Origin of the sequence: Actinomycetospora chlora (genome assembly GCF_039542135.1) — a bacterium.
In the GTDB taxonomy this organism is placed as follows: Bacteria; Actinomycetota; Actinomycetes; order Mycobacteriales; family Pseudonocardiaceae; genus Actinomycetospora; species Actinomycetospora chlora.
This window is the reverse complement of sequence record NZ_BAABHO010000040.1, coordinates 40,389-59,747: the sequence shown is the minus strand read 5'-3', so window position 1 is coordinate 59,747 and position 19,359 is coordinate 40,389. Positions and strand designations below refer to the sequence as shown.

Sequence of the window (19,359 nt, the reverse complement as noted above, 5' to 3'; positions counted from 1 at the left end):
CGAGGCCCTCGCCGTGCGCGGGCGGGCGGACGCCGCGCCCGCCCACCTCGCCGTCGCCGCGGCGGGCGCGCGCTGGTGGGGCGTCGAGGTGCACACGGCCATCGCCGCGGCCGTGCTCGCCGAGGTGGCCGACGACCCGGCGGGTGTCCTCGAGGCCCTCGCCCCGACCCGGGCGCCCGGGGTCCGGGCGCTGACCGACGGGCTCGGACTGCTCGCGCCGCGCGTGCTCGAGACGGGCGCGCTGCTCGCGCTCGGGCGCACCGACGAGGCCGCCGACGCGCTCGCGGCGCTGGAGGTCCGGGCGACCGGCCGGTACGCCGTCGACGCCGCCCGGCTGCGGGTGCTGGCCGGGGACGGGGCGCGGTCGGTGGCCGACGCCGGCGTCGAGGGGATCCCCGCGCCGCTCGCCCGCGCGCGCCTGCAGACCGAGATCGGCCGGCGCCTGCTCGCGTCCGGGGAGCGCCGCGCCGGCGTCGACCTGCTGCGCGGCGCCCGGGACACGCTCGCCCGCCTCGGGGCGGCGCCGTGGCGCGCGCGGTGCGAGGAGCTGCTCCACGACGCCGGGCTGACGCCGACCCCGACCGACGGTGCCCTGGGCCTGACCCCGCACGAGGAGGCCGTCGTCGCCCTCGTCGCGCGCGGGCTGACCAACCGCGAGGTCGGGCGGGACCTCTACATCACCCCGCGCACCGTCGCGTACCACCTGTCGAACGTCTACGCGAAGCTCGGCGTGACCTCCCGCCGCGAGCTGGTGCGCCTGCACGGCTGACGACTGGAACCCCGACTGGAAGGTCCGGACGGGGTACCGGGCCCCGCCCCCGACGCACGATCGACGGCGTCGAGGAGGGGGTCCCCATGCAGCTGACGGTCGATCTCCTCCGCGCGTCCGACGGGCGTCTGGAGGGCACCGTGATCACCGAGACCGGCCGGGAGCAACCGTTCTCCGGCACGCTCGACCTGCTGCGGATCCTGGAGGACCTGCAGCCCGAGGGGCCCGCCCCCGGCGCCGACGGGACGTCGCGGTGAAGCCGGCGACGCCGCGCCTCGCCGCGGTCCTCGGCGTCCTGTTCGCCGTCCTGTTCGTGGCGGCGATGCTGACGGTCAACAACGTCCCGCACCTGTCCGACCCGGTCGCCGCCTACGGCGCCTTCTACGACGGCCCCGGCGACACCGTGGTCACCGCCGTCGCGATCTACCTCGTGCCGCTGGCCGGGATCGCGTTCCTCTGGTTCGCGGTCGCGCTGCGCTCGGTGCTCGACGGCCTCGAGACCAGCCCCTCGGCGATGGCCCACGGGCTCAACCTGCTCTCCGGGGTGCTGTTCGTCGCCCTGCTGTTCGCCGGCACGGCCGCGATGGCGACGCCGGTCCTGCTGACCACCATCGGCGGCGGCGCGCCGCTGGACCCGGAGATCGCCCGGGGGCTCTCCGCGCTCGGCTACGGCCTGGTCTTCCTGTTCTCGGTGCGCGGCGCCGGCATGTTCGCCCTGACCACCACGACGCTGCTGCGCGGCGCGGGCGTCATGCCCCGCGGCGCGGCGGTCGTCAGCTACCTGCTCGCGACGTGGCTGCTGCTCACCGCCACCGACCACCCCGCGAGCCTGCTCGTCCTGCCCGCCTGGGTGCTGGTGGTGTCCGTGGTGCTCCTGCGCCACGACCGCCGCGCCCGCGCCACGGCGCCCGGCACGACCCCTTCCCCGCGCGACGCCGTCCCGACTCCGAGGAGCGAGCCATGACCACCACCCCCGAGGCGCCCCCGCGGACGCTCGCGGACATCCCGGGTCCGACGCCGCTGCCCGTCATCGGCAACGCCCGCGACATCGACACGCACGCGCTGGTGCAGAGCATCATGGGGCTCGCCGACCGGTACGGCCCGATCTTCCAGCTGCACACGCCCGGCGGGACGACGTACGTCGTCTCCGGGCTCGAGATGGTCCAGGACCTCTGCGACGACAGCCGCTTCGACAAGCTCGTCGGCACCGGCCAGCGCGAGCTCCGCAAGACCCACACCAGCGCCGGGCTCTTCACCGCGGACACCGCCGACCCGCTCTGGAAGTCGGCGCACGACATCCTGCTGCCCAGCTTCTCGACCTGGGCGATGAAGGGCTACCTCGACCCGATGGTCGACATCGCCCAGCAGCTGATGCTCAAGTGGGAGCGGCTCAACCCCGACGAGCCGATCGACGTGGCGGGCGACATGACCCGGCTGACGCTCGACACCATCGCGCTGTGCGGCTTCGGCTACCGCTTCAACTCGTTCTACCGCGACACCCAGCACCCCTTCGTCGAGGCGATGATGGAGTCGCTGTCGGAGAGCCTCAAGCGCCAGCAGATGCTCCCGGTCCAGGTCAAGCTCCGCCGCGGCGCCCAGCGGCGCTTCCTGGCCAACGCGAGGTTCATGGACGACACCATCGACGGGATCGTCAAGGAGCGGCGGGCGTCCGGGGACCCGGGCACCGACCTGCTCGGGCACATGCTGGTCGGCACCGACAAGCAGGGGAACACGCTGCCCGACCACAACATCGTGGCGCAGTGCGGCACGTTCCTCATCGCCGGTCACGAGACCACGAGCGGGCTCCTGTCGTTCGCGATCCACTACCTGCTCAAGAACCCCGACGTGGTCGCGCGCGCCCAGGAGGAGGTCGACCGCGTGCTGGGCGCCGACCCGTCCGTGGCGCCGACCGTCGCGCAGGTCGGCAAGCTCGGCTACGTCCGCCAGATCCTCGACGAGACGCTGCGGCTGTGGCCGACGGCCCCCGCGTTCACGCGCCAGGCCCGGACCGCGGGCGAGACGGTCGGTGGGTACGGCCCGTTCGACCCCGGGACGGGCATCGTCGCGCTCACGCCGATGCTGCACCGGCTGACCGAGGTGTGGGGCCCCGACGCCCGCGAGTTCAACCCCGACCACATGGCCCCGGAGCGCCTCGACGCCCTGCCGCCCAACGCCTACCGGCCCTTCGGCTCCGGGCAGCGGGCGTGCATCGGGCGGCAGTTCGCGCTGCAGGAGGCGGTCCTGGTGCTCGGCATGGTCCTGCAGCGCTTCGAGCTGGTGGACCACGCGAACTACCAGCTGAAGATCAAGGAAGCGCTGACGATCAAGCCCGACGGGCTCACGATCACCGTCCGTCCCCGCGAGGGGCGGACGTGGGGAACGGCCGCGCGGCCGGCGGCCGTGGCCGCGGCCGAACCGCGCCCCGCGACGCTGCCCGTCGCGCGCGCCGACCGGCACGGGACGCCGCTGCTCGTGCTCTTCGGCTCGAACCTCGGCGCCGCCGAGGACCTCGCCACCCGCATCGCCCGCGACGCCGGCGACCGCGGCTACACCGCCCGCACCGCCCCGCTCGACGACGCCGCCGGCGAGCTGCCGACCGAGGGCGCGGTGGTCGTCGTGACCTCGTCGTACAACGGCGAGCCGCCGGACAACGCCGGGCGGTTCTGCGCGTGGCTGGACACCCCGGCCGCGTCGGCGGCCGGCGTCCGCTTCACCGTGTTCGGCTGCGGCAACCGCGACTGGGCCGCGACCTACCAGGCGGTGCCGACGCGCGTCGACGCCGGCCTCGAGGCCCGCGGCGGTACGCGCGTGTACCCGCGCGGCGAGGGCGACGCCCGCGGGGACTTCGACGCGCAGTTCGAGGACTGGTACGGCGGCCTGTGGGACGCCCTCGGCACGGCGCTGGGCCTCGACGCGTCGGCGACCGCGACGTCCGGCGGCGGGCCGCGGCTGTCGGTGGTGCTCGAGCAGCGCCGCACCGCGAGCCCCGTCCTGCAGTCCTACCGGGGCCAGGCGGCGACGGTGCGGGTCAACCGCGAGCTCACCGCGCGGGCCGGCACCCCGGGCGGGCGCTCCGTGCGCCACCTCGAGATCGCCATGCCCGCCGGCACGACGTACGCCACGGGCGACCACCTGGGCGTCCTGCCCCGCAACCCGATCGGCCTGGTCAACCGCGTCATCGCCCGCTTCGGGCTCGACGGCGGCCAGTACGTGACGCTCACCGCGCAGGGCAGCGCACCGACCCACCTGCCCGTCGGCGAGCCCTACCCGCTGCTCGCGATCCTCGCCGGCTCGGTCGAGCTGCAGGACGTCGCGAGCCGCGCCGGGCTCGCCGCCGTCGCGGCCGCGATGCCGGCGGGGCCGGAGCGCGACGAGCTCGCCGCGCTCGCCGGGTCCGACGACGCCGCGAAGGAGCGCTACCGGGAGACGATCGCCAAGCCGCGGCGCACGCTGCTCGAGGTGCTCGAGGCCCACCCCGACGCGGACCTGCCGTTCGCGGCGTTCCTCGACCTGCTGCCGCCGCTGCGCCCGCGCTTCTACTCGATCTCGTCGTCGCCGCAGGTGTCGTCGGAGGTCGCGCTGACCGTCGGCGTGCTCGAGGGCCCGGCCCGGTCGGGGGACGGCGCGACCTTCCGCGGCGTGTGCTCCGGCCACCTCGACGGCGTCCCCGAGGGCGGCACGGTGTTCACGTTCGTGCGGAGCCCGTCCATCGCGTTCCGGCCCCCGGAGAACCCCCACGTGCCGATGATCATGGTGGGCGCGGGCACCGGCATGGCGCCGTTCCGCGGCTTCCTGCAGGAGCGCGAGTCGCTGCGGGCGAAGGGCGTGCCGATCGCCCGGTCGCTGCTGTTCCTGGGCTGCCGCGACCCCGAGGACGACCTCCTCTACGCGGACGAGCTCGCCGCGTACGAGAAGGCCGGGGTGGCGACGCTGTACCCGGCGTACTCGCGGGTGTCCGGCTACCCGTACCGCTACGTCCAGCACGCGCTCGAGGGCGCCGCCGACGCGGTGTGGGAGGCGATGCAGGCCGACTCCGTGGTCTACGTGTGCGGCAACGCCTCGACCATGGCGCCGGGCGTGCGGGCGGCGCTGGTCGCGGTGTTCCGGGCGAAGACCGGCGCCGGCGAGGCCGACGGGGAGGCCTGGCTCGCCGGGCTGCGCTCGTCGAACCGCTACCTCGAGGACATCTGGGGCGAGACCGCGGTCGTCTGACGGCACCGGCGCAGCAGACGGGCCCCTCCGGTCGACCGGAGGGGCCCGTCGTGCGTGCGGGTGCCTGCGGGTCAGGCGTCGAGGTCGGTGGCGAGGAGCTCGGCGAGGGCGTCGACGCTGGCCTGCGCGCCGTCACCGTCGTCGCCGGCGGCGGTCAGCGTGACCTCCTGCCCGCCGCGGACGCCGAGCCCGAGCACCGAGAGCATGCTGCGCGCGTCGGCGGACGAGCCGTCCGGGGTGCCGATGGTGACCTTGACCGGCTGGCTCGCGGCCGCCCGGCAGAACACCGCGGCGGGGCGGGCGTGCAGCCCGATCGGGGTGGCGACGACGACCTGGCGGGAGATCACGGCGTGCTCCTGTCCGGAGGTGGGGGCGGGGTTCGCGGTGCTGACGGGGCTCTGCGGGCTCACGCGGTCACCGCCACGGTGGCGGCGGGGGTGGCCTCGACCGGCGCCGTGCCGGCTGCGCCGTCCGGGCCGGCCGTGGCGCGGGGCCGGCGGTGGGCGAAGGACTTCAGGACGACCACCAGGGTGGTGGCGACCAGCGTCCCGGCGACGACCGCGGCGAGGAAGCCGAGCGGGTTGCCCATGAGCGGCACCACGAACACGCCGCCGTGCGGGGCGCGCAGGGTGGCGCCGAAGGCCATCGACAGCGCACCGGTGACGGCGCCGCCGGCCATGATCGACGGGATGACGCGGAACGGGTCGGCCGCGGCGAACGGGATCGCGCCCTCGGAGATGAACGAGGCGCCGAGCAGCCAGGCCGCCCGCCCGTTCTCGCGCTCCACCTCGCTGAACAGCGACTTCCGCACCACGGTGGCCAGCGCCATCGCCAGCGGCGGCACCATGCCGGCGGCCATCACCGCGGCCATGATCGTCAGGGCGGTCGCCGACGGGGTGGTGAGGCCGGCGACGGCGAACGTGTAGGCCGCCTTGTTGACCGGGCCGCCCATGTCGAAGCACATCATCAGGCCGAGCAGCAGGCCGAGCAGCACCGCGTTGGTGCCGGACAACCCGTTGAGCCAGCTGGTGAGGCCGTCCGTGGCGGCGGCGATGGGGCGGCCGACCACCACGTACATCAGCAGGCCGACGACGGCCGAGGACAGCAGCGGGATGACGACCACCGGCATGATCCCGGCCAGCGCCCGCGGCACCCGCCACGTCTTGATCCACATGACGAGCCCGCCGGCGACGAAGCCGGAGACGAGGCCGCCGAGGAAGCCGGCGCCGGTGGTCACCGCGACGGCGCCACCGACGAAGCCGGGGACGAGCGCCGGGCGGTCGGCCATCGCGTAGGCGATGTAGCCCGAGAGCACCGGGACCAGGAAGCTGAACGCGGCCGAGCCGATGCCGAAGGCGAGCGCGCCCCAGGCGGTGATCGAGCCGACGTCGAAGCCGTTGGACAGGATCGTCTCGTAGAGCGGGGCGTCCTCGGGCAGGTTGATCTGGTAGCCGCCGAGGGCGAAGCCCAGGGCGATCAGCAGGCCGCCGGCGGCGACGAACGGGATGACGAAGCTGACGCCGGTCATCAGCCAGGCGCGGACCCGCGACGCGGCGCCGGGGCCGGCCGGCGCCTTGGCCCCGGCCGGGGTGGCCGCGGCCGGGGTGCCCGCGGGGGCGGTGGCGGGCGCGTTCGCGGCGGCCTCCTCGGCCTGGGTGATGAGCCCGGGGGCGCCGGAGATGGCCTTCTTGACCCCGACCTGGAGGAGGGGGAGGTGGGCGAACCGGTCCTTGTCGCGGACCTCGACGTCCGCGGCGAAGATCGCGGCGTCGGCCTCGGCGAGCTGCGCCGCGGTCAGCGGGGTCGAGCCGGCCGAGCCCTGGGTCTCCACCGTGATGGTGTGCCCGGCCTCCTCGGCGGCGACCTCGAGGGCCTCGGCGGCCATGTACGTGTGGGCGATGCCCGTCGGGCACGCGGTGACGGCGACGATCTTCACGCCGACACCTCCTTCGCGATGAAGTCGGCGGCCTCGGCCGCGTCGGTGGCGGACCGCAGGGTGTCCTTGAACGACGACCGCACGAGGCGGCGGGCGAGCGCCGCGAGGACGGTCATGTGGTCGTCGCCGCCGCCCGCGGGCGCGGCGATGAGGAAGACGAGGTCGGCGGGGCCGTCCTCGGCGCCGAAGTCGACGCCGGTGGCGCTGCGGCCGAAGCCCAGGGTCGGCACGGTGACCGCGGCGGAGCGGCAGTGCGGGATGCCGATGCCGCCGTCCAGGCCGGTCGGCATCTGGGCCTCGCGGGCCTCGATGTCGGCGAGGAACTGCTCGAGGTCGGTGACGCGGCCGGCGGCGACGAGGCGCTCGGCCAGCGCGCGCACCGCGGTGCGGCGGTCGGCCGACGGCAGGTCGAGGTCGACGAGGTCGCTGGTGATGAGGGCGGTGCTGCTGGTGGTCATGCTGCCTCTCCGGTGAGGTCGAGGGACTCCTCCGGCGCGGTCGCCGGTGTGACGGGCGGGAGGTCGGCCGGGCCGGGCACCGCGGTGCCGGGCAGTCCGACGGCGGCGGCCCCGCAGGCCACCGCGTGCACGAGGGCGTCGGCCGGGGACGCGCCGGACGTGCGGGCGATCAGGTAGCCGGCCAGGGTCGAGTCGCCGGCACCGACGGTGCTGCGCACGGTCACCGGGGCGCCCGCGCAGTGCCAGACGCCCTCGGCGGCGGCGACGAGGGCGCCGGCCGCCCCCATGCTCACGAGCACCGTGCCGACGCCGCCGGCGCGCAGGTCGGCGGCGGCCGCGAGCACGTCGGCCAGGCGGGGCAGGGGGTGACCGACGAGCTCGGCGAGCTCGGCGACGTTGGGCTTGACGAGGTCGGGCCCGGCGGCGACGGCGGCGGCGAGCGCGGGCCCGCTGGTGTCGACCGCGACGCGGGCCTGCCCGCGCCGGGCGGCCAGGACGAGGCGGGCGTGCAGGTCGTCGGGGGCGCCGCGCGGGACGCTGCCCGCGGTGACCACCCAGGCGGCCGGCGCGGCGTGCGCGGCGACGGTGTCGACCAAGGCGTCCACCTCGTGGTCGGCCAGCTCGACGCCGGGCTCGTTGACCTTCGTGGTGGTGCCGTCGGCCTCGACGAGGGCGGTGTTGACCCGCGTGACGCCGCGCGCCGGCGTGCTGACCGGCGGGATGCCCGCCGCGCGCAGCAGGTCCGCGAGCTCGCCGGTGCCGCCGGGCATCACCGCGAGCGTCGGGTGCCCGAAGCGGGCGAGGACGCGGGAGACGTTGACGCCCTTGCCGCCCGGGTCGACGCGGTGGGCGGTGGCGCGCAGCACCGCGCCGCGGGTCAGCTCGTCGATCTCGACGGTGCGGTCGATGCTCGGGTTCGGGGTGACGGTGACGATCGTGGTCACGCGATCACCAGCTCGGGGCCGGCGGCGCGCAGGGCGTCGGGGGCGTCGGGGTGGTCGGCGGCGAGGCGGCCGTCGGTGACGAGCGTGTCGACCATGTCGAGCGTCGCGAAGCGCGAGAACGAGTCGGCGCCGTACTTGCTGGCGTCGGCGACGACGATGCTGCGCGCGCCGGCCCGCAGCATCGCGCCCTTCACCGCGGCCTCCGCGACGTCCGGGGTGGTGAGGCCCCGGTCCACCGAGAAGCCGTTGGCGCCGAGCACGGCGACGTCGACGTTGACGCTCTCGAGGGTCTGCAGGGCCCAGCGGTCGACCGCGGACAGCGTCGTCCCGCGGACGCGGCCGCCGATCATGTGCACGGTGATGCGGTGCCGTCCGGCGAGCAGCGAGGCGATCGGGAGGGCGTTGGTGACGACGGTCAGCGCGACGTCGTCGGGCAGCAGCGCGGCCATGCGGGCGGTGGTGGTGCCCGCGTCGAGCAGGATCGTGGAGGCGGTGCCGAGCTCGGCGACCGCGGCCTTCGCGATGCGGTCCTTCTCCTCCTGGTGCGTGACGTCGCGCTGGGCGACGCCCGGCTCGGCCTCGAGGCGCCCGGCCGCGATCGCCCCGCCGTGCACCCGCTGCAGCAGCCCCTGGCGCTCGAGGGCGGTCAGGTCGCGACGGATCGTCTCGGTGGTGACCCCGAGCTCGGCCGCGATCGCGGTGACCTCGAGGCGCCCGAGCTCCTGGGCCCGGCGGACCAGGACCTGGTGTCGCTCCGCGGCGTACATGCCCGATCACCTCCGTTCCTGTGTGGTTCTGGTTGGAATCTTGTGGTTTTGCCTGTGGACTGTCAAGGGGTTCGGTGCGTAGCGTTCACGATGAAGCCACCGAGAACCACACATCCGGACACACATCCGGACCTGACCGGGCAACCGCCGGGGACGAGGAGTCGACGATGAGCACCACCGGGACGCGTGAGCAGCAGGCCGGCACCGTTCCCCTGCGGGGCACCCCGGCGAGCGCCGGCGCCGCCGTGGGTCCCGTGGTGCGCGTGCCGGAGCCGCTGGGCGAGCCGCCCGCCGGTCCCGCCGTGCCCGCGGAGCGCCGGGAGGACGAGGCCGCGCGGATCGCGCCCGCCGCCGCCGCGGTCGGCGCCCGGCTGATGGCGCTGGGCGGCCGCCCGGGTCTCGCCCCGGACGTGGCGAACGTGCTGTTCGCGACCTCGATGATGGCCGAGGACCCGGCGCTGCTCGACGCGGCGACCGCGCAGGTCCGCGAGCACGGGACGCCCCCGGCGCGCGCGGTGTACGAGGCGGCGGCCGGGTTCGTCGCCGCGCTCCAGGCCGCGGGCGGCTACATGGCCGAGCGCGCCGGCGACGTCGTCGACGTCCGCGACCGCGTCGTCGCCGAGCTGCTCGGCGTGCCCGCCCCGGGCGTCCCGCTCCTGGAGGGGCCCTCGGTGCTCGTGGCCCGCGACCTGGCCCCCGCCGACACCGCCACCCTCGAGCCGGGCACCGCCCTCGCGCTCGTCACCGAGGAGGGCGGCCCCACCAGCCACACCGCGATCCTCGCCCGCTCGCTCGGCGTGCCCGCCGTCGTCGGGTGCCGCGGCGCCGCGGGCCTCGCCGAGGGCGAGCTCGTCCGCGTCGACGGGGCGGCCGGCACGGTCGAGCCCGTCGACGCGGGCACGGCGGTCGGCGCGGACCGCGCGGCGTCGGGCCCGACGACCGTCGGCGGCCCGGTCACCACCACCGACGGGCACCGCGTCGCGATCGTCGCCAACATCGCCGAGGCGGGGGACGCCGAGCGCGCGGCCGGCGTGGGCGCCGAGGGCGTCGGCCTGCTGCGCACCGAGCTCACGTTCCTCTCGGCGGCGACCGAGCCCGCGCCCGCCGCCCAGCGCGCCGGCTACGCGGCGACCATGGCCCCGCTGCGGGGGCGGCCGGTGACGGCACGCACCCTCGACGCCGGGGCCGACAAGCCGGTGCCGTTCCTGCACATGGCGCCCGAGCCCAACCCGGCGCTCGGCGTGCGGGGGCAGCGGGTGTTCGACCAGGGCACCGCCGACCACGACGGTGTGCTCGACCGCCAGCTCGCCGCCCTGGTCGGGGGTGCCGCCGACGCCGGGGTCCGGCTCAAGGTGATGGCGCCGATGATCGCGACGGCCGGCGAGGCCGCGCGGTTCGTCGCCCGCGCCCGCGCGGCCGGCGCCGACGAGGTCGGCGTGATGATCGAGGTGCCGGCCGCGGTGCTGGGCGCCCGCGAGCTGCTCGCCGAGGTCGACTTCGTCTCGGTGGGCACGAACGACCTCACCCAGTACCTCTTCGCCGCCGACCGGCAGTCCGGCGCCCTCGCCGGCCTCAACGACCCCTGGCAGCCGGCGCTGCTGCGCCTGCTCGACCAGCTCTGCCGCGAGGCGGCGCTGTCGGCCACCCCCGTCGGGGTGTGCGGGGAGGCGGCCGCGGACCCAGACCTCGCGGTCGTCCTCGTGGGGCTGGGCGTGACGTCGCTGTCGGCGTCCCCCGCGGCGCTGCCCGCCGTGGCGGCGCGGATCGCGGCGCTCGACCTGGAGGCCTGCCGTCGCGCCGCGGGCGCGGCCCTCGCGGCCCCGGACGCGGCCGCGGCCCGCGCGGCCGCCCGCGGGGTCGGCTGACCGGCGTCAGGCCTCGAGCCCGACGGCCTCCTCGTCGTCGGGCTCGAGGTCCTGCGCCAGCAGGGCGGCCAGGACGTCGAGGCTCGCGTCCGCACCCGCTTCGTGCTCGTCGGCGGTCAGCGTGACCTCCTGCCCGGCGGTCACCCCCAGCCCGACCACGCCGAGCACGCTGCGGGCCTGGGCCGAGCGGCCGTCGGCGACGACGAGGTGGACCCGCGCGGGCTGCGCGCGGGCCGTGGTGGCGAAGCGGCCGGCGGCCTCCTCCCCGAGCCCGTGCGGAGACGCGACGACGACGGTGCGGCTGGGCATGGCTCCTCCTGCGACGACGATCCGTGGAGGCTGTCCCGCGCGGCCCCCTGCGGGGAACCCTCCACGGCCGACATCACCCCGTGACGCGCTCCCGCAGCGTCGCGACGCCCGGCCCGTCGAGCTCGTCGAGGTGCGCCGGACGCCCGGCCATGACCATGACGAGGGCGAGGGTCGGGCCGGTCACGAGGGGGCCGTCGCCGGTGGCGAACGGGCCGTCGGTGGCCTCGAGGCGCAGCCCGGAGCTGACCGTCTTCCCGGCGACCGTGAAGTCGCGGCTCGCGACGAAGGCCGCCACCGGCGTCGTGACGGAGGCGGGCGGGGTGCGCTGCAGGCCGAGCGGGCGCCGGATGTCCTCGGCGTGGACCACGACCTCGCCGAGCCACGCCGCGGTCGGCCCCCACGTCGACGTCGTGCTGCCGACGACCGCGCGGAAGCGCTCGAGGGTCTCGGTGGGCGTCGCGCCGCGGTGCTCGGCGAGGCGGCGGTCGTTGTGGAGGTCGACGTCGAACCGGGCGCCGAGCACGCTGCGCAGCCAGCGCCACGGGCCGACGCTGGCCGCGGCGGTGAGGTGGGCGACGGTCTCCTCGACGGTCCAACGGCCGCACAGCGAGCGGGTGGCCCACTGCTCCGGCGTGAGGCCGGCGAGGTCGTCGGCGAGCGCGGCGCGCTCGGTGCGGGCGGCGGTCCAGAGGTCGTCGGTCGTCACCGTCATCGTCGCTCCTCCTGGTGCGGGGTGTCGGAGGTGGGACGGGCGCCGGCGCCGGGAGTCATCGCTCCGGCCCGAGGACCAGGTCGAGGTGCGCCTCCAGCACGGCGAGGGCGTGCCCGCCGTCGAGGTGCCCGCCGAGCACGTGGACGGCCAGGCCCTCGGCGAGGGAGAGCAGGCCGGTGGCCGCGGCCTCGGGGTCGAGCGCCGCCACGCCGGCGGTCCGGGCCTCGTGCGCGATCGCGGCCCGCATCCCGCGGGTGTCGTCTCGCAGGCGGACCGCGACGTCGGGGCGGGCGGCGGCGTAGGCGTGGAACGCGACCGCCACCCGGCCCTCGAGCTCCCGGGCCGCGTCGAGGGGCAGGAGCTGCACCAGCAGGGTCCGCACGCGCGCCCGGGGCGTGGCACCGACCTCCTCGGCGTCCAGCCGGGCCGCCACCCGCGCCGCCACGACGTCGAGGGCGAAGACCATCATCTCGTCCTTCGTGCGGAAGTAGTGCTGCACCATGCCCGCGGTGACCCCGGCCTCGGCGGCGACGTGGCGCAGGCTGACGTCCATCAGCCCGCGCTCGGCGGCCACCCGCAGCAGGGCGTCGGCGAGCAGGGTCCGGCGCTCGTGGTGGTCGACCAGCTTCGGCACGGCGCCAGTGTGTCACGTTGCACCCGCAATGCCACCTCGTTTACGTTGCACCTGCAACGCGACAGGAGGACCGCGATGACGACGCTCCCGCTCGACCGCCCGGACCCGGTGACCCCGCCCGGCTACGCGGACCTCGCCCCGGTGGCCCGGGTGACTGCCGCCGACGGCGGGCCGGCATGGCTGGTCACGGCGTACGACCTGGTGGCCGCCGGCCTCACCGACCCCCGTCTCGGGCTGGTGCCGCCCGGCGTGACCGTCGACGAGCGCGCCTCGCTCTTCCGCGACGGTCCCGAGCACGACCGGCTGCGCCGCCTCGTGGCCCGCGCCTTCACCGCCCGTCGGGTCGAGCGGCTCCGGCCGCGGGTCGAGGCGATCGTGCGGGAGCGCGTCGCGGCGCTGGTGGCGGCCGCGACCACGCCCGGCGCGCCCGTCGACCTCGTCGACGTCCTCGCCGCCCCGCTGGCGGTGGCGACGCTCGGCGAGTTGCTCGGCGTCACCCTGCACGAGCGGTTCCGGGTGCTGGTCGAGGACGCGCTCGGCGCCGACCTGGGCGACCCCGGTGCGGAACGGGTGTGGGGCGCGCTCACGGGCTTCACCGCGGAGCTGGTGGCCGCGGCGCGCGCGGAGCCGCGGGAGGACCTGCTCTCGGCGCTGGTCGCGGTCCGTGACGCCGAGGACGGCCGGCTGTCCGACGGCGAGCTGGTCGCCCTGGTGACCGCGCTGCTCGCGGCGGGCGTGCTGACGGTCCGCAGCGGGTTGGCGGTGGCCGTGGTCCACCTGCTGCGCGACGGCGCCCTGGCCGGGCTGGCGGAGCGTCCCGGGGCCGAGGTCGCGGCGGTGGTCGAGGACCTGGTCCGGCGGATGGGCGTCGAGGTGTTCCCGCGGTGGGCCCAGCAGGACCTGGAGCTCGGCGGGGTCGCGATCGCGGCCGGCGAGCGGGTGCTGCTGCGGATCGAGGCGGCCAACCACGACCCGGCCCGCACCGGCCCGCACCTGGGCTTCGGACGCGGCCCGCACCACTGCCTCGGGGCCGCGCTCGCCCGCCTCGAGGTCACCGCGGCGCTCGTCGAGCTCTCCCGGGCCGCGCCGGGCCTGCGGCTCGCCGTCCCCCTGGCCGAGGTGCCCTGGCACCGCGGCGAGGTCGACTCCGGGCCGCTCGCGCTGCCGGTGCTCGTCGACGGCTGACGGTCAGGCCCGCCGGCGGGTGGGGGCCGCGGCGGCGACGTGCCCGAGCTCGGCGGACATCGCCGCGGTGGTCTCGAGCAGCGCGACCGCGACCTCGTCGACCACCGCGTCGGTGGCCTCGCGGGCCGGCAGGGCCAGTGCCACCACCAGCGGCAGCGACTCGCCGGTGGTGAACACCGGCGCGGCCAGCGACGCGACCCCCGGGACGACCCCGCCCGAGGTCAGCGCGTAGCCGCGACGGCGGACCTCCTCGACGATCCGGGCCACCTCGCGGTCCGAGCGCTCCTCGTCGGCGGCGCTCGCGACCTGGGCGCGCACCACCGGCGCGGTGAGCGTCGCGGGGAGGTGGGTGAGGTAGACCCGGCCCACCGACGAGGCGAGCATCGGCATCGTCGCGCCCACGCGGACGGTGATCGGCAGGGCGTACGAGCCGTAGTCCCACCGCACGATCACCGGGCCGGCGTCGCCCCACACCGCGAGGTTGACGGCGTGGCCCGTGCGGTCGCGCAGGCCGGGGATGTACTCCGAGACCAGGCCGACCTCGTCCATGCGCCGCAGCGACTCCGCGCCGAGCCGGCGCAGCGCCGGGCCCATGTCGTAGAGCCCGGTGCTGCGCGACTGGGCGACGAGGCCCGCCCGCCCGAGGCTGACCAGGTAGCGGTGGGCCTTGCTCGCCCCCATGCCGCTGGCGTGCGCGATCTGGGTGAGGCTCATCGGGCCCGCGCCCTGCTCGAGCGCGGTGAGCACGGTCATCGCGATCTCGACCGACTGGATGCCCTGCCGCGACGCGCCCGGGTCGTCGTCGTCCGTCCCGGCGCGCGCCACGGCCCCGACCCTAGTCACGCGTCGACGGGCTCCCGGACGGTGCTGCGGGCCCGGATCTCCGGCACCGCGGCGGCCAGCAGCGCCCCGAGCACGCCCGGGATGGCGAAGAGGTAGAAGTTCCACGCCACGCCGAGCCCGGAGGACAGGATCGCGGCGCCCATGAGCGGGCCGACGATCGCGCCGAGCCGCCCGATCGACAGCGCCCAGCCGATGGCGCGCCCGCGCAGCTCCGGCGGGTGGTGACCGACGATGAAGGCGTTGGTGAGCACCTGCGAGCCGATGAGCCCGAGGCCGCCGACGAACATCAGGAGGAACAGCAGGCCCAGCGCCGGGCGGGCGCTCATGACGAGCAGGCTCGCGGCGCCGGCCAGGAACGCGACCGCGACGACGGGCTTGATCCCGACGCGGTCGGCGATGCGGCCGCCCGCGACCATCCCGACGCCGGCGCCGACCCACAGGGCCGCGGTCTGCAGCAGCGAGGACCCGAGCGAGTAGCCGGCGGTCTGCATGATCGTCGGGAGCCAGGTGCTGATGCCGAACACCAGCAGCAGGCCGCAGAACGACATCGCCCAGAACAGCAGCGTGGCGCCGCGGACGCCGGGGGCGAGCAGCGGGCGCAGCCCCAGCAGGTCGCCGCGGGACCGGCCGCCCGACTCCTCGTGCACCGGGCTCTCCGGGAGCATGCGCAGCGCGAGCGGGAGCAGCACCAGGGCCGGGGCGGCGCCGATGACGTAGATCCAGCGCCAGCTCCCGCCGGTCAGCAGGGCCGCGCCGAGCAGCGGCGCGAGCAGGGCGCCGGCCGCGTAGCCGGACATCATGATCCCGACGTTGCGGGCGCGGCGCTCCGGAGCGGAGAGGTCGGCGACGTAGGCGGTCACCGTCGGCAGCACGATGCCCAGCCCGACGCCCACGGCCAGGCGGGCCGCCCCGAACAGGGCGAAGGTCGGCGCGATCGCGCAGACCAGCATCCCGAGCGAGAACAGGGCCGCGCCGCCCAGCAGGAGGCGGCGGCTGCCGGCCCGGCGGATGGTCGCCGCGCAGACAGCGGCGCCGAGCAGCATCCCGATCGCCACCAGTGACCCGACGGTGCCGGCCGCGGCCTTGTCGGCGCCGATCGCGCCGTCCTTGAGCAGGGAGGGGACGGTCACGCCGTAGCAGGCGAGGTCGTAGCCCTCGAGCGCGGCGAAGCCCGCCGACAGGACGAGGACGAGGCGCTCGGTGGCGCGGGTGGGTGGGGCGGTCGGGGATGTCGGCACGGTGTCTCCTGGCGGCGTCGGCGGGGATCAGTGGACGAGAGCGGGCGCGCCGAGATCGGCGGCGAACGCGCGGGCGAGGGCGTCGGCGGCGGCCGGGTCGCCGGCCGTGCCGTAGACGTAGAAGTCGGGCCGGACGGCGACGGCCACGGCGCCGTGGGCCGCGAGCCAGGCGAGGTGCGTGCCCTCGGCGTCGACCACGAGGCCGGCGGGCGCCGGCCCGTCGGGGAGCAGCGGAACGACGCGGACCCCGGCGTCGGCGAGGGCGCCGGCCAGGGCGTCGTCGAGGCTCACCCGCCGGGCGTCGAGCAGGAGGTGCGCCCCGGCCCCGACGACCTGGTCGAGCCGGTCGCGGCGGGTGCCGTCGTCGACGATGCCTTGCACCATCAGCTCCCCGGCGCCGGGCGAGGGGACGACCAGGCCCTCGACCAGACCCGGGAAGCGGATCTTCTCCGGGTGCTGGTCGGCCGCGCGCCGCGCGAGCAGGACGCGGTCGCGCTCGGCGGCTGCCGCGGGGTCGCGCACCGTCTGCTGGCGGCCCAGCTCGATGCCCTTCTCGATCACCGCGCGGACGTGGGGCTCGCGCTCCTGCTGGTAGGTGTCCAGCACGTCGTCCTCGAGACGACCGCGCAGGACCGCGTCGAGCTTGAAGGCGATGTTGGCGGCGTCGCGGATGCCCGAGCACATGCCCTGGCCGAGGAACGGCGGCATCTGGTGGGCGGCGTCGCCGGCGAGCAGCGTGCGCCCCACCCGCCACCGGTCGGTGACCAGGGAGCGGAACGTGTAGGTGGCGACGCGGATGAGCTCGGCGTCGTCGGGGGAGAGCCAGCGCCGGGTGCGGGCCCAGACCTTGTCCGGGTCGCGCTCGACGGCGAAGTCCTCCACCGAGTCGAGCATGTAGCTGAACCGGTGGTGGGCGGGCCCCAGCGAGATGATCGAGGTCGGGCCGGCCGGGTCGCCGACCTGGCGGGCCGTCGGCACCGCCGGGGCCGCGGCGGGGTCGCGGAAGCGGAAGTCGCAGACCATCCACGGCTCGGAGAAGCCGTAGTCGTCCATGGTCCGCCCGAGCGCGCCGCGCACGAAGCTGTTGCCGCCGTCGCAGGCGATCACCCACCGCGCGCGGACGGCCTGCCCGCCGCCGACCGCCAGCTCGACGTGGTCGGCGTGCTCGACCAGGCCCGTCACGGGGCTGGAGAGCCGGACGTCGACGCCGGCGGCGCGCACGCGCTCGTCCAGCGCCGCCTCGAGGTCGGGCTGGTACATCATGTACCACTCCGCCCAGCCGCTGCGGCCGCTCGTGGCGAAGTGGTGCTCGATGAGCAGCTCGCCCGCGGCGTTCCGCCACTCGTAGTTGTGCTGCACGTGGATCCGCGGCAGCAGCTCCTCGGCGATCCCCAGGCGCGCGAACGTCCGCATCGTCTCGTCGTCGAAGATCGCCGCCCGCGGCAGGTTGTAGAGCCCGGCGTAGCGCTCCAGCACGACGACGCGGTGCCCGGCGGCACCGAGCAGCGCCGCGGTGACCATCCCGACCGGGCCGTAGCCCACGACGGCCACGTCGACCGTCCTGTCGGCGTCGTCGGTCTCGATCATGCGTTCTCCTCCTGTGAGGTTTGACACCGCCGAACCGTAGGATTCATCATTGAGTAAGTCAATGCACGATGGTGAAAACAGGAGCGAGGGCAGGATGCGGACGATCGGCCTGGAAGAGCACTTCGTGACCCCGGAGCTCGCGCCCTACGGGGCGGGGACCGCGACGATCGCGGAGCCCCACGTCTGGGAGGAGATGTCGCGCCGGCTCACCGACCTCACCGGCGCCCGGCTCGAGCGCATGGACGCCGCCGGGCTCGACGTCCAGGTGCTCTCGCTGAACTCCCCGGGACTGCAGGCCGAGCCGGACGCCGCGCTCGCCGTCTCCCGCGCCGCCGCGGTGAACGACCTGCTCGCCGGCACGATCGAGGCGCACCCCGATCGCTTCGCCGGGTTCGCCGCACTGCCGCTGCAGGACCCGCAGGCCGCGGCGAAGGAGCTCGAGCGCTCGGTGACCCAGCTCGGGCTGCGCGGCGCGCTGGTCAACGCCCACACCCACGGCCGCTACCTCGACGACCCCGAGCTGCGGGTCGTGTGGGAGTACGCGCAGGGCCTCGACGTGCCGCTCTACCTGCACCCGGCCAACGGCGTCGACGCCGCCCACGTGCTCTCGGGGCACCCCGAGCTGATCGGGCCGATGTGGAGCTGGGGCACCGACACGGCCTCGCACGCGCTGCGGCTGATCTTCGGTGGCGTGTTCGACGACTTCCCCGAGGCGAAGCTCCTGCTCGGGCACATGGGCGAGGCGCTGCCCTTCACGCTGTGGCGCCTCGACTCGCGCTGGGACTTCCACGCCCACCACGGCATCGAGCTGGCCCGCGGCCGCCCGTCGGAGTACCTGCGGCACAACCTCTACATCACGACCAGCGGGGTGTGCTCCGCCGCACCGCTGCTGTGCTCGCTGCTCGCCCTGGGGTCCGACCACATCCTCTTCGGCACCGACTACCCGTTCGAGGAGATGGACGTCGCCACGGAGTTCCTGCGCACCGCCCCGATCAGCGAGGCCGACCGGGAGAAGATCGCGCACGGGAACGCCGAGCGGCTGCTGCGGCTGTGAGCGTCACCGAGGAGGCGGTCGCGAGCTTCACCGACACCCCCGACGAGCGCCTGCGCACGATCCTCGAGCGGGTCGTCGTGCACCTGCACGAGCTCGTCCGCGAGGTGGCGCCGACGACGGCGGAGTGGGAGGCCGCGATCGGGTTCCTCACCGCGGTCGGCGCCGCCTGCGACGACACCCGCCAGGAGTTCATCCTGCTCTCCGACGTGCTCGGGGTGTCGTCGCTGGTGGAGACCCTGAACGGGCCGCCGGTCGGGTCCGGCGGCACCGAGGGCACGGTCCTCGGCCCGTTCCACCTGACCGCGTCCCCGCCGCGCGCCCTCGGCGACAGCATCGACGACCTCGGCGGCGGGCGGCGCGCCCTCGTCACCGGCCGGGTCGTCGACCCGTCGGGCGACCCCGTGCCGGGCGCGGAGATCGACGTCTGGCAGTGCACCGAGGACGGGTTCTACGACGTCCAGGAGCCCGGGCGGCAGCCCGCGGGCAACGGCCGCGGGCTCTTCCACGCCGACACCGACGGGCGCTTCCGGTTCCGCACGGTCGTGCCCGGCCACTACCCGATCCCGACCGACGGGCCGGTCGGCGACCTGCTGCGGGCCACCCGCCGGCATCCCTACCGGCCCGCGCACGTGCACCTGCTCGTCAGTGCGCCAGGGTTCGCGACGCTGACGACGCACCTGTTCGTCGCGGGCAGCCCGTACCTCGACGCCGACGCGGTGTTCGCGGTGAAGGAGGGCCTCGTCGTCGACTTCGCCCCCGACGACTCGGAGGAGGACGGCATGGACCGGCCGTTCCGGCACGCCGACGTCGAGGTCGTGCTCGTCCCCGCGGTCGTACCGTGACCGC

The 19,359-nt window shown here is 76.0% G+C and carries 19 protein-coding genes; 8 read left to right on the top strand and 11 right to left on the bottom strand.

The genetic code is table 11. From position 1 onward, the window contains the following. From ABD994_RS21985 to ABD994_RS21970, 4 genes are all read left to right on the top strand, one after another. Nucleotides 1–769 (top strand): helix-turn-helix transcriptional regulator (locus ABD994_RS21985; RefSeq protein ID WP_345420140.1); only part of this gene is annotated, 769 nt, incomplete at its 5' end. Between the two features lie 86 nt (nt 770–855). Beyond that, a complete protein-coding gene (locus ABD994_RS21980; protein WP_345420137.1) occupies nt 856–1,026 on the top strand; it encodes a hypothetical protein in 171 nt (56 codons plus the stop codon). Then, entirely contained in the window at nt 1,023–1,733 is a 711-nt protein-coding gene (locus ABD994_RS21975; protein ID WP_345420134.1) for a hypothetical protein, read from the top strand. Before ABD994_RS21980 ends, ABD994_RS21975 begins: the two co-directional genes overlap by 4 nt. Then, complete coding sequence (locus ABD994_RS21970; RefSeq protein ID WP_345420132.1) at nt 1,730–4,981, top strand: bifunctional cytochrome P450/NADPH--P450 reductase; 3,252 nt, start codon at nt 1,730–1,732, stop codon at nt 4,979–4,981. The genes ABD994_RS21975 and ABD994_RS21970 overlap by 4 nt, the downstream gene beginning before the upstream one ends. Before the next feature lie 71 nt (nt 4,982–5,052). Here ABD994_RS21970 and ABD994_RS21965 read toward each other — a convergent pair whose 3' ends face one another. Genes ABD994_RS21965 through ABD994_RS21945 form a run of 5 tightly spaced genes read right to left on the bottom strand, consistent with a single transcriptional unit; the run spans nt 5,053 to nt 9,086 of the window. After that, nucleotides 5,053–5,391, bottom strand: coding sequence for an HPr family phosphocarrier protein (locus ABD994_RS21965; protein ID WP_425550099.1), 339 nt, complete (start codon nt 5,389–5,391; stop codon nt 5,053–5,055). Next, a complete protein-coding gene (locus tag ABD994_RS21960) occupies nt 5,388–6,917 on the bottom strand; it encodes a PTS fructose transporter subunit IIC (protein ID WP_345420129.1) in 1,530 nt (509 codons plus the stop codon). Before ABD994_RS21960 ends, ABD994_RS21965 begins: the two co-directional genes overlap by 4 nt. Then, nucleotides 6,914–7,375: a PTS sugar transporter subunit IIA gene (locus tag ABD994_RS21955; protein WP_345420127.1), complete on the bottom strand. Its 462-nt coding sequence runs from the start codon at nt 7,373–7,375 to the stop codon at nt 6,914–6,916. The genes ABD994_RS21960 and ABD994_RS21955 overlap by 4 nt, the downstream gene beginning before the upstream one ends. Beyond that, nucleotides 7,372–8,319 (bottom strand): 1-phosphofructokinase, encoded by a 948-nt coding sequence (gene pfkB / locus ABD994_RS21950; RefSeq protein ID WP_345420124.1) that lies wholly within the window; start codon nt 8,317–8,319, stop codon nt 7,372–7,374. Before pfkB ends, ABD994_RS21955 begins: the two co-directional genes overlap by 4 nt. Then, a complete protein-coding gene (locus ABD994_RS21945; protein ID WP_345420121.1) occupies nt 8,316–9,086 on the bottom strand; it encodes a DeoR/GlpR family DNA-binding transcription regulator in 771 nt (256 codons plus the stop codon). The genes pfkB and ABD994_RS21945 overlap by 4 nt, the downstream gene beginning before the upstream one ends. Before the next feature lie 167 nt (nt 9,087–9,253). On the opposite strand from ABD994_RS21945, the gene ABD994_RS21940 reads away from it, so the two are divergent. Further along, the gene (locus ABD994_RS21940; RefSeq protein WP_345420118.1) at nt 9,254–10,951 is read left to right on the top strand and encodes a putative PEP-binding protein; all 1,698 of its coding nucleotides are present in this window, start codon (nt 9,254–9,256) and stop codon (nt 10,949–10,951) included. Nucleotides 10,952–10,957: 6 nt separating this feature from the next. Here ABD994_RS21940 and ABD994_RS21935 read toward each other — a convergent pair whose 3' ends face one another. The 3 genes from ABD994_RS21935 to ABD994_RS21925 all read right to left on the bottom strand — a co-directional run bounded on the left by ABD994_RS21935 (nt 10,958) and on the right by ABD994_RS21925 (nt 12,606). Next, a complete protein-coding gene (locus ABD994_RS21935) occupies nt 10,958–11,260 on the bottom strand; it encodes an HPr family phosphocarrier protein (protein WP_345420115.1) in 303 nt (100 codons plus the stop codon). Nucleotides 11,261–11,333: 73 nt separating this feature from the next. After that, nucleotides 11,334–11,972, bottom strand: a complete 639-nt coding sequence (locus tag ABD994_RS21930) for a maleylpyruvate isomerase family mycothiol-dependent enzyme (protein ID WP_345420112.1) — start codon at nt 11,970–11,972, stop codon at nt 11,334–11,336. Nucleotides 11,973–12,027: 55 nt separating this feature from the next. Continuing rightward, nucleotides 12,028–12,606: a TetR/AcrR family transcriptional regulator gene (locus ABD994_RS21925; RefSeq protein WP_345420109.1), complete on the bottom strand. Its 579-nt coding sequence runs from the start codon at nt 12,604–12,606 to the stop codon at nt 12,028–12,030. Nucleotides 12,607–12,681: 75 nt separating this feature from the next. Here ABD994_RS21925 and ABD994_RS21920 point away from each other — a divergent pair, with 75 nt between their 5' ends. After that, the gene (locus ABD994_RS21920) at nt 12,682–13,791 is read left to right on the top strand and encodes a cytochrome P450 family protein (RefSeq protein ID WP_345420106.1); all 1,110 of its coding nucleotides are present in this window, start codon (nt 12,682–12,684) and stop codon (nt 13,789–13,791) included. Nucleotides 13,792–13,794: 3 nt separating this feature from the next. On the opposite strand, the gene ABD994_RS21915 is transcribed toward ABD994_RS21920, so the two are convergent. Genes ABD994_RS21915 through ABD994_RS21905 form a run of 3 tightly spaced genes read right to left on the bottom strand, consistent with a single transcriptional unit; the run spans nt 13,795 to nt 17,459 of the window. Then, the gene (locus ABD994_RS21915; protein ID WP_345420103.1) at nt 13,795–14,616 is read right to left on the bottom strand and encodes an IclR family transcriptional regulator; all 822 of its coding nucleotides are present in this window, start codon (nt 14,614–14,616) and stop codon (nt 13,795–13,797) included. 14 nt (nt 14,617–14,630) lie between these two features. Next, on the bottom strand, nt 14,631–15,872 hold the full coding sequence (locus tag ABD994_RS21910; protein WP_345420100.1) for an MFS transporter: 1,242 nt from the start codon (nt 15,870–15,872) through the stop codon (nt 14,631–14,633). Between the two features lie 27 nt (nt 15,873–15,899). Continuing rightward, nucleotides 15,900–17,459, bottom strand: coding sequence for a bifunctional 3-(3-hydroxy-phenyl)propionate/3-hydroxycinnamic acid hydroxylase (locus tag ABD994_RS21905; protein WP_345420097.1), 1,560 nt, complete (start codon nt 17,457–17,459; stop codon nt 15,900–15,902). Between the two features lie 94 nt (nt 17,460–17,553). Between ABD994_RS21905 and ABD994_RS21900 the strand changes: the two genes are divergently transcribed. Both ABD994_RS21900 and ABD994_RS21895 read left to right on the top strand, forming a co-directional pair. Continuing rightward, nucleotides 17,554–18,513: an amidohydrolase family protein gene (locus tag ABD994_RS21900; protein WP_345420095.1), complete on the top strand. Its 960-nt coding sequence runs from the start codon at nt 17,554–17,556 to the stop codon at nt 18,511–18,513. Next, a complete protein-coding gene (locus ABD994_RS21895) occupies nt 18,510–19,355 on the top strand; it encodes a dioxygenase family protein (RefSeq protein ID WP_345420092.1) in 846 nt (281 codons plus the stop codon). The genes ABD994_RS21900 and ABD994_RS21895 overlap by 4 nt, the downstream gene beginning before the upstream one ends. Nucleotides 19,356–19,359: the final 4 nt, after the last annotated feature.

Excerpts from the sequence above, each read along its gene's own strand:
- ABD994_RS21980 (WP_345420137.1), top strand. The coding sequence starts at position 856 with ATGCAGCTGACGGTCGATCTCCTCCGCGCGTCCGACGGGCGTCTGGAG.
- ABD994_RS21970 (WP_345420132.1), top strand. The coding sequence starts at position 1,730 with ATGACCACCACCCCCGAGGCGCCCCCGCGGACGCTCGCGGACATCCCG.
- ABD994_RS21955 (WP_345420127.1), bottom strand. The coding sequence starts at position 7,375 with ATGACCACCAGCAGCACCGCCCTCATCACCAGCGACCTCGTCGACCTC.
- ABD994_RS21945 (WP_345420121.1), bottom strand. The coding sequence starts at position 9,086 with ATGTACGCCGCGGAGCGACACCAGGTCCTGGTCCGCCGGGCCCAGGAG.
- ABD994_RS21940 (WP_345420118.1), top strand. The coding sequence starts at position 9,254 with ATGAGCACCACCGGGACGCGTGAGCAGCAGGCCGGCACCGTTCCCCTG.
- ABD994_RS21935 (WP_345420115.1), bottom strand. The coding sequence starts at position 11,260 with ATGCCCAGCCGCACCGTCGTCGTCGCGTCTCCGCACGGGCTCGGGGAG.
- ABD994_RS21930 (WP_345420112.1), bottom strand. The coding sequence starts at position 11,972 with ATGACGGTGACGACCGACGACCTCTGGACCGCCGCCCGCACCGAGCGC.
- ABD994_RS21920 (WP_345420106.1), top strand. The coding sequence starts at position 12,682 with ATGACGACGCTCCCGCTCGACCGCCCGGACCCGGTGACCCCGCCCGGC.
- ABD994_RS21905 (WP_345420097.1), bottom strand. The coding sequence starts at position 17,459 with ATGATCGAGACCGACGACGCCGACAGGACGGTCGACGTGGCCGTCGTG.
- ABD994_RS21900 (WP_345420095.1), top strand. The coding sequence starts at position 17,554 with ATGCGGACGATCGGCCTGGAAGAGCACTTCGTGACCCCGGAGCTCGCG.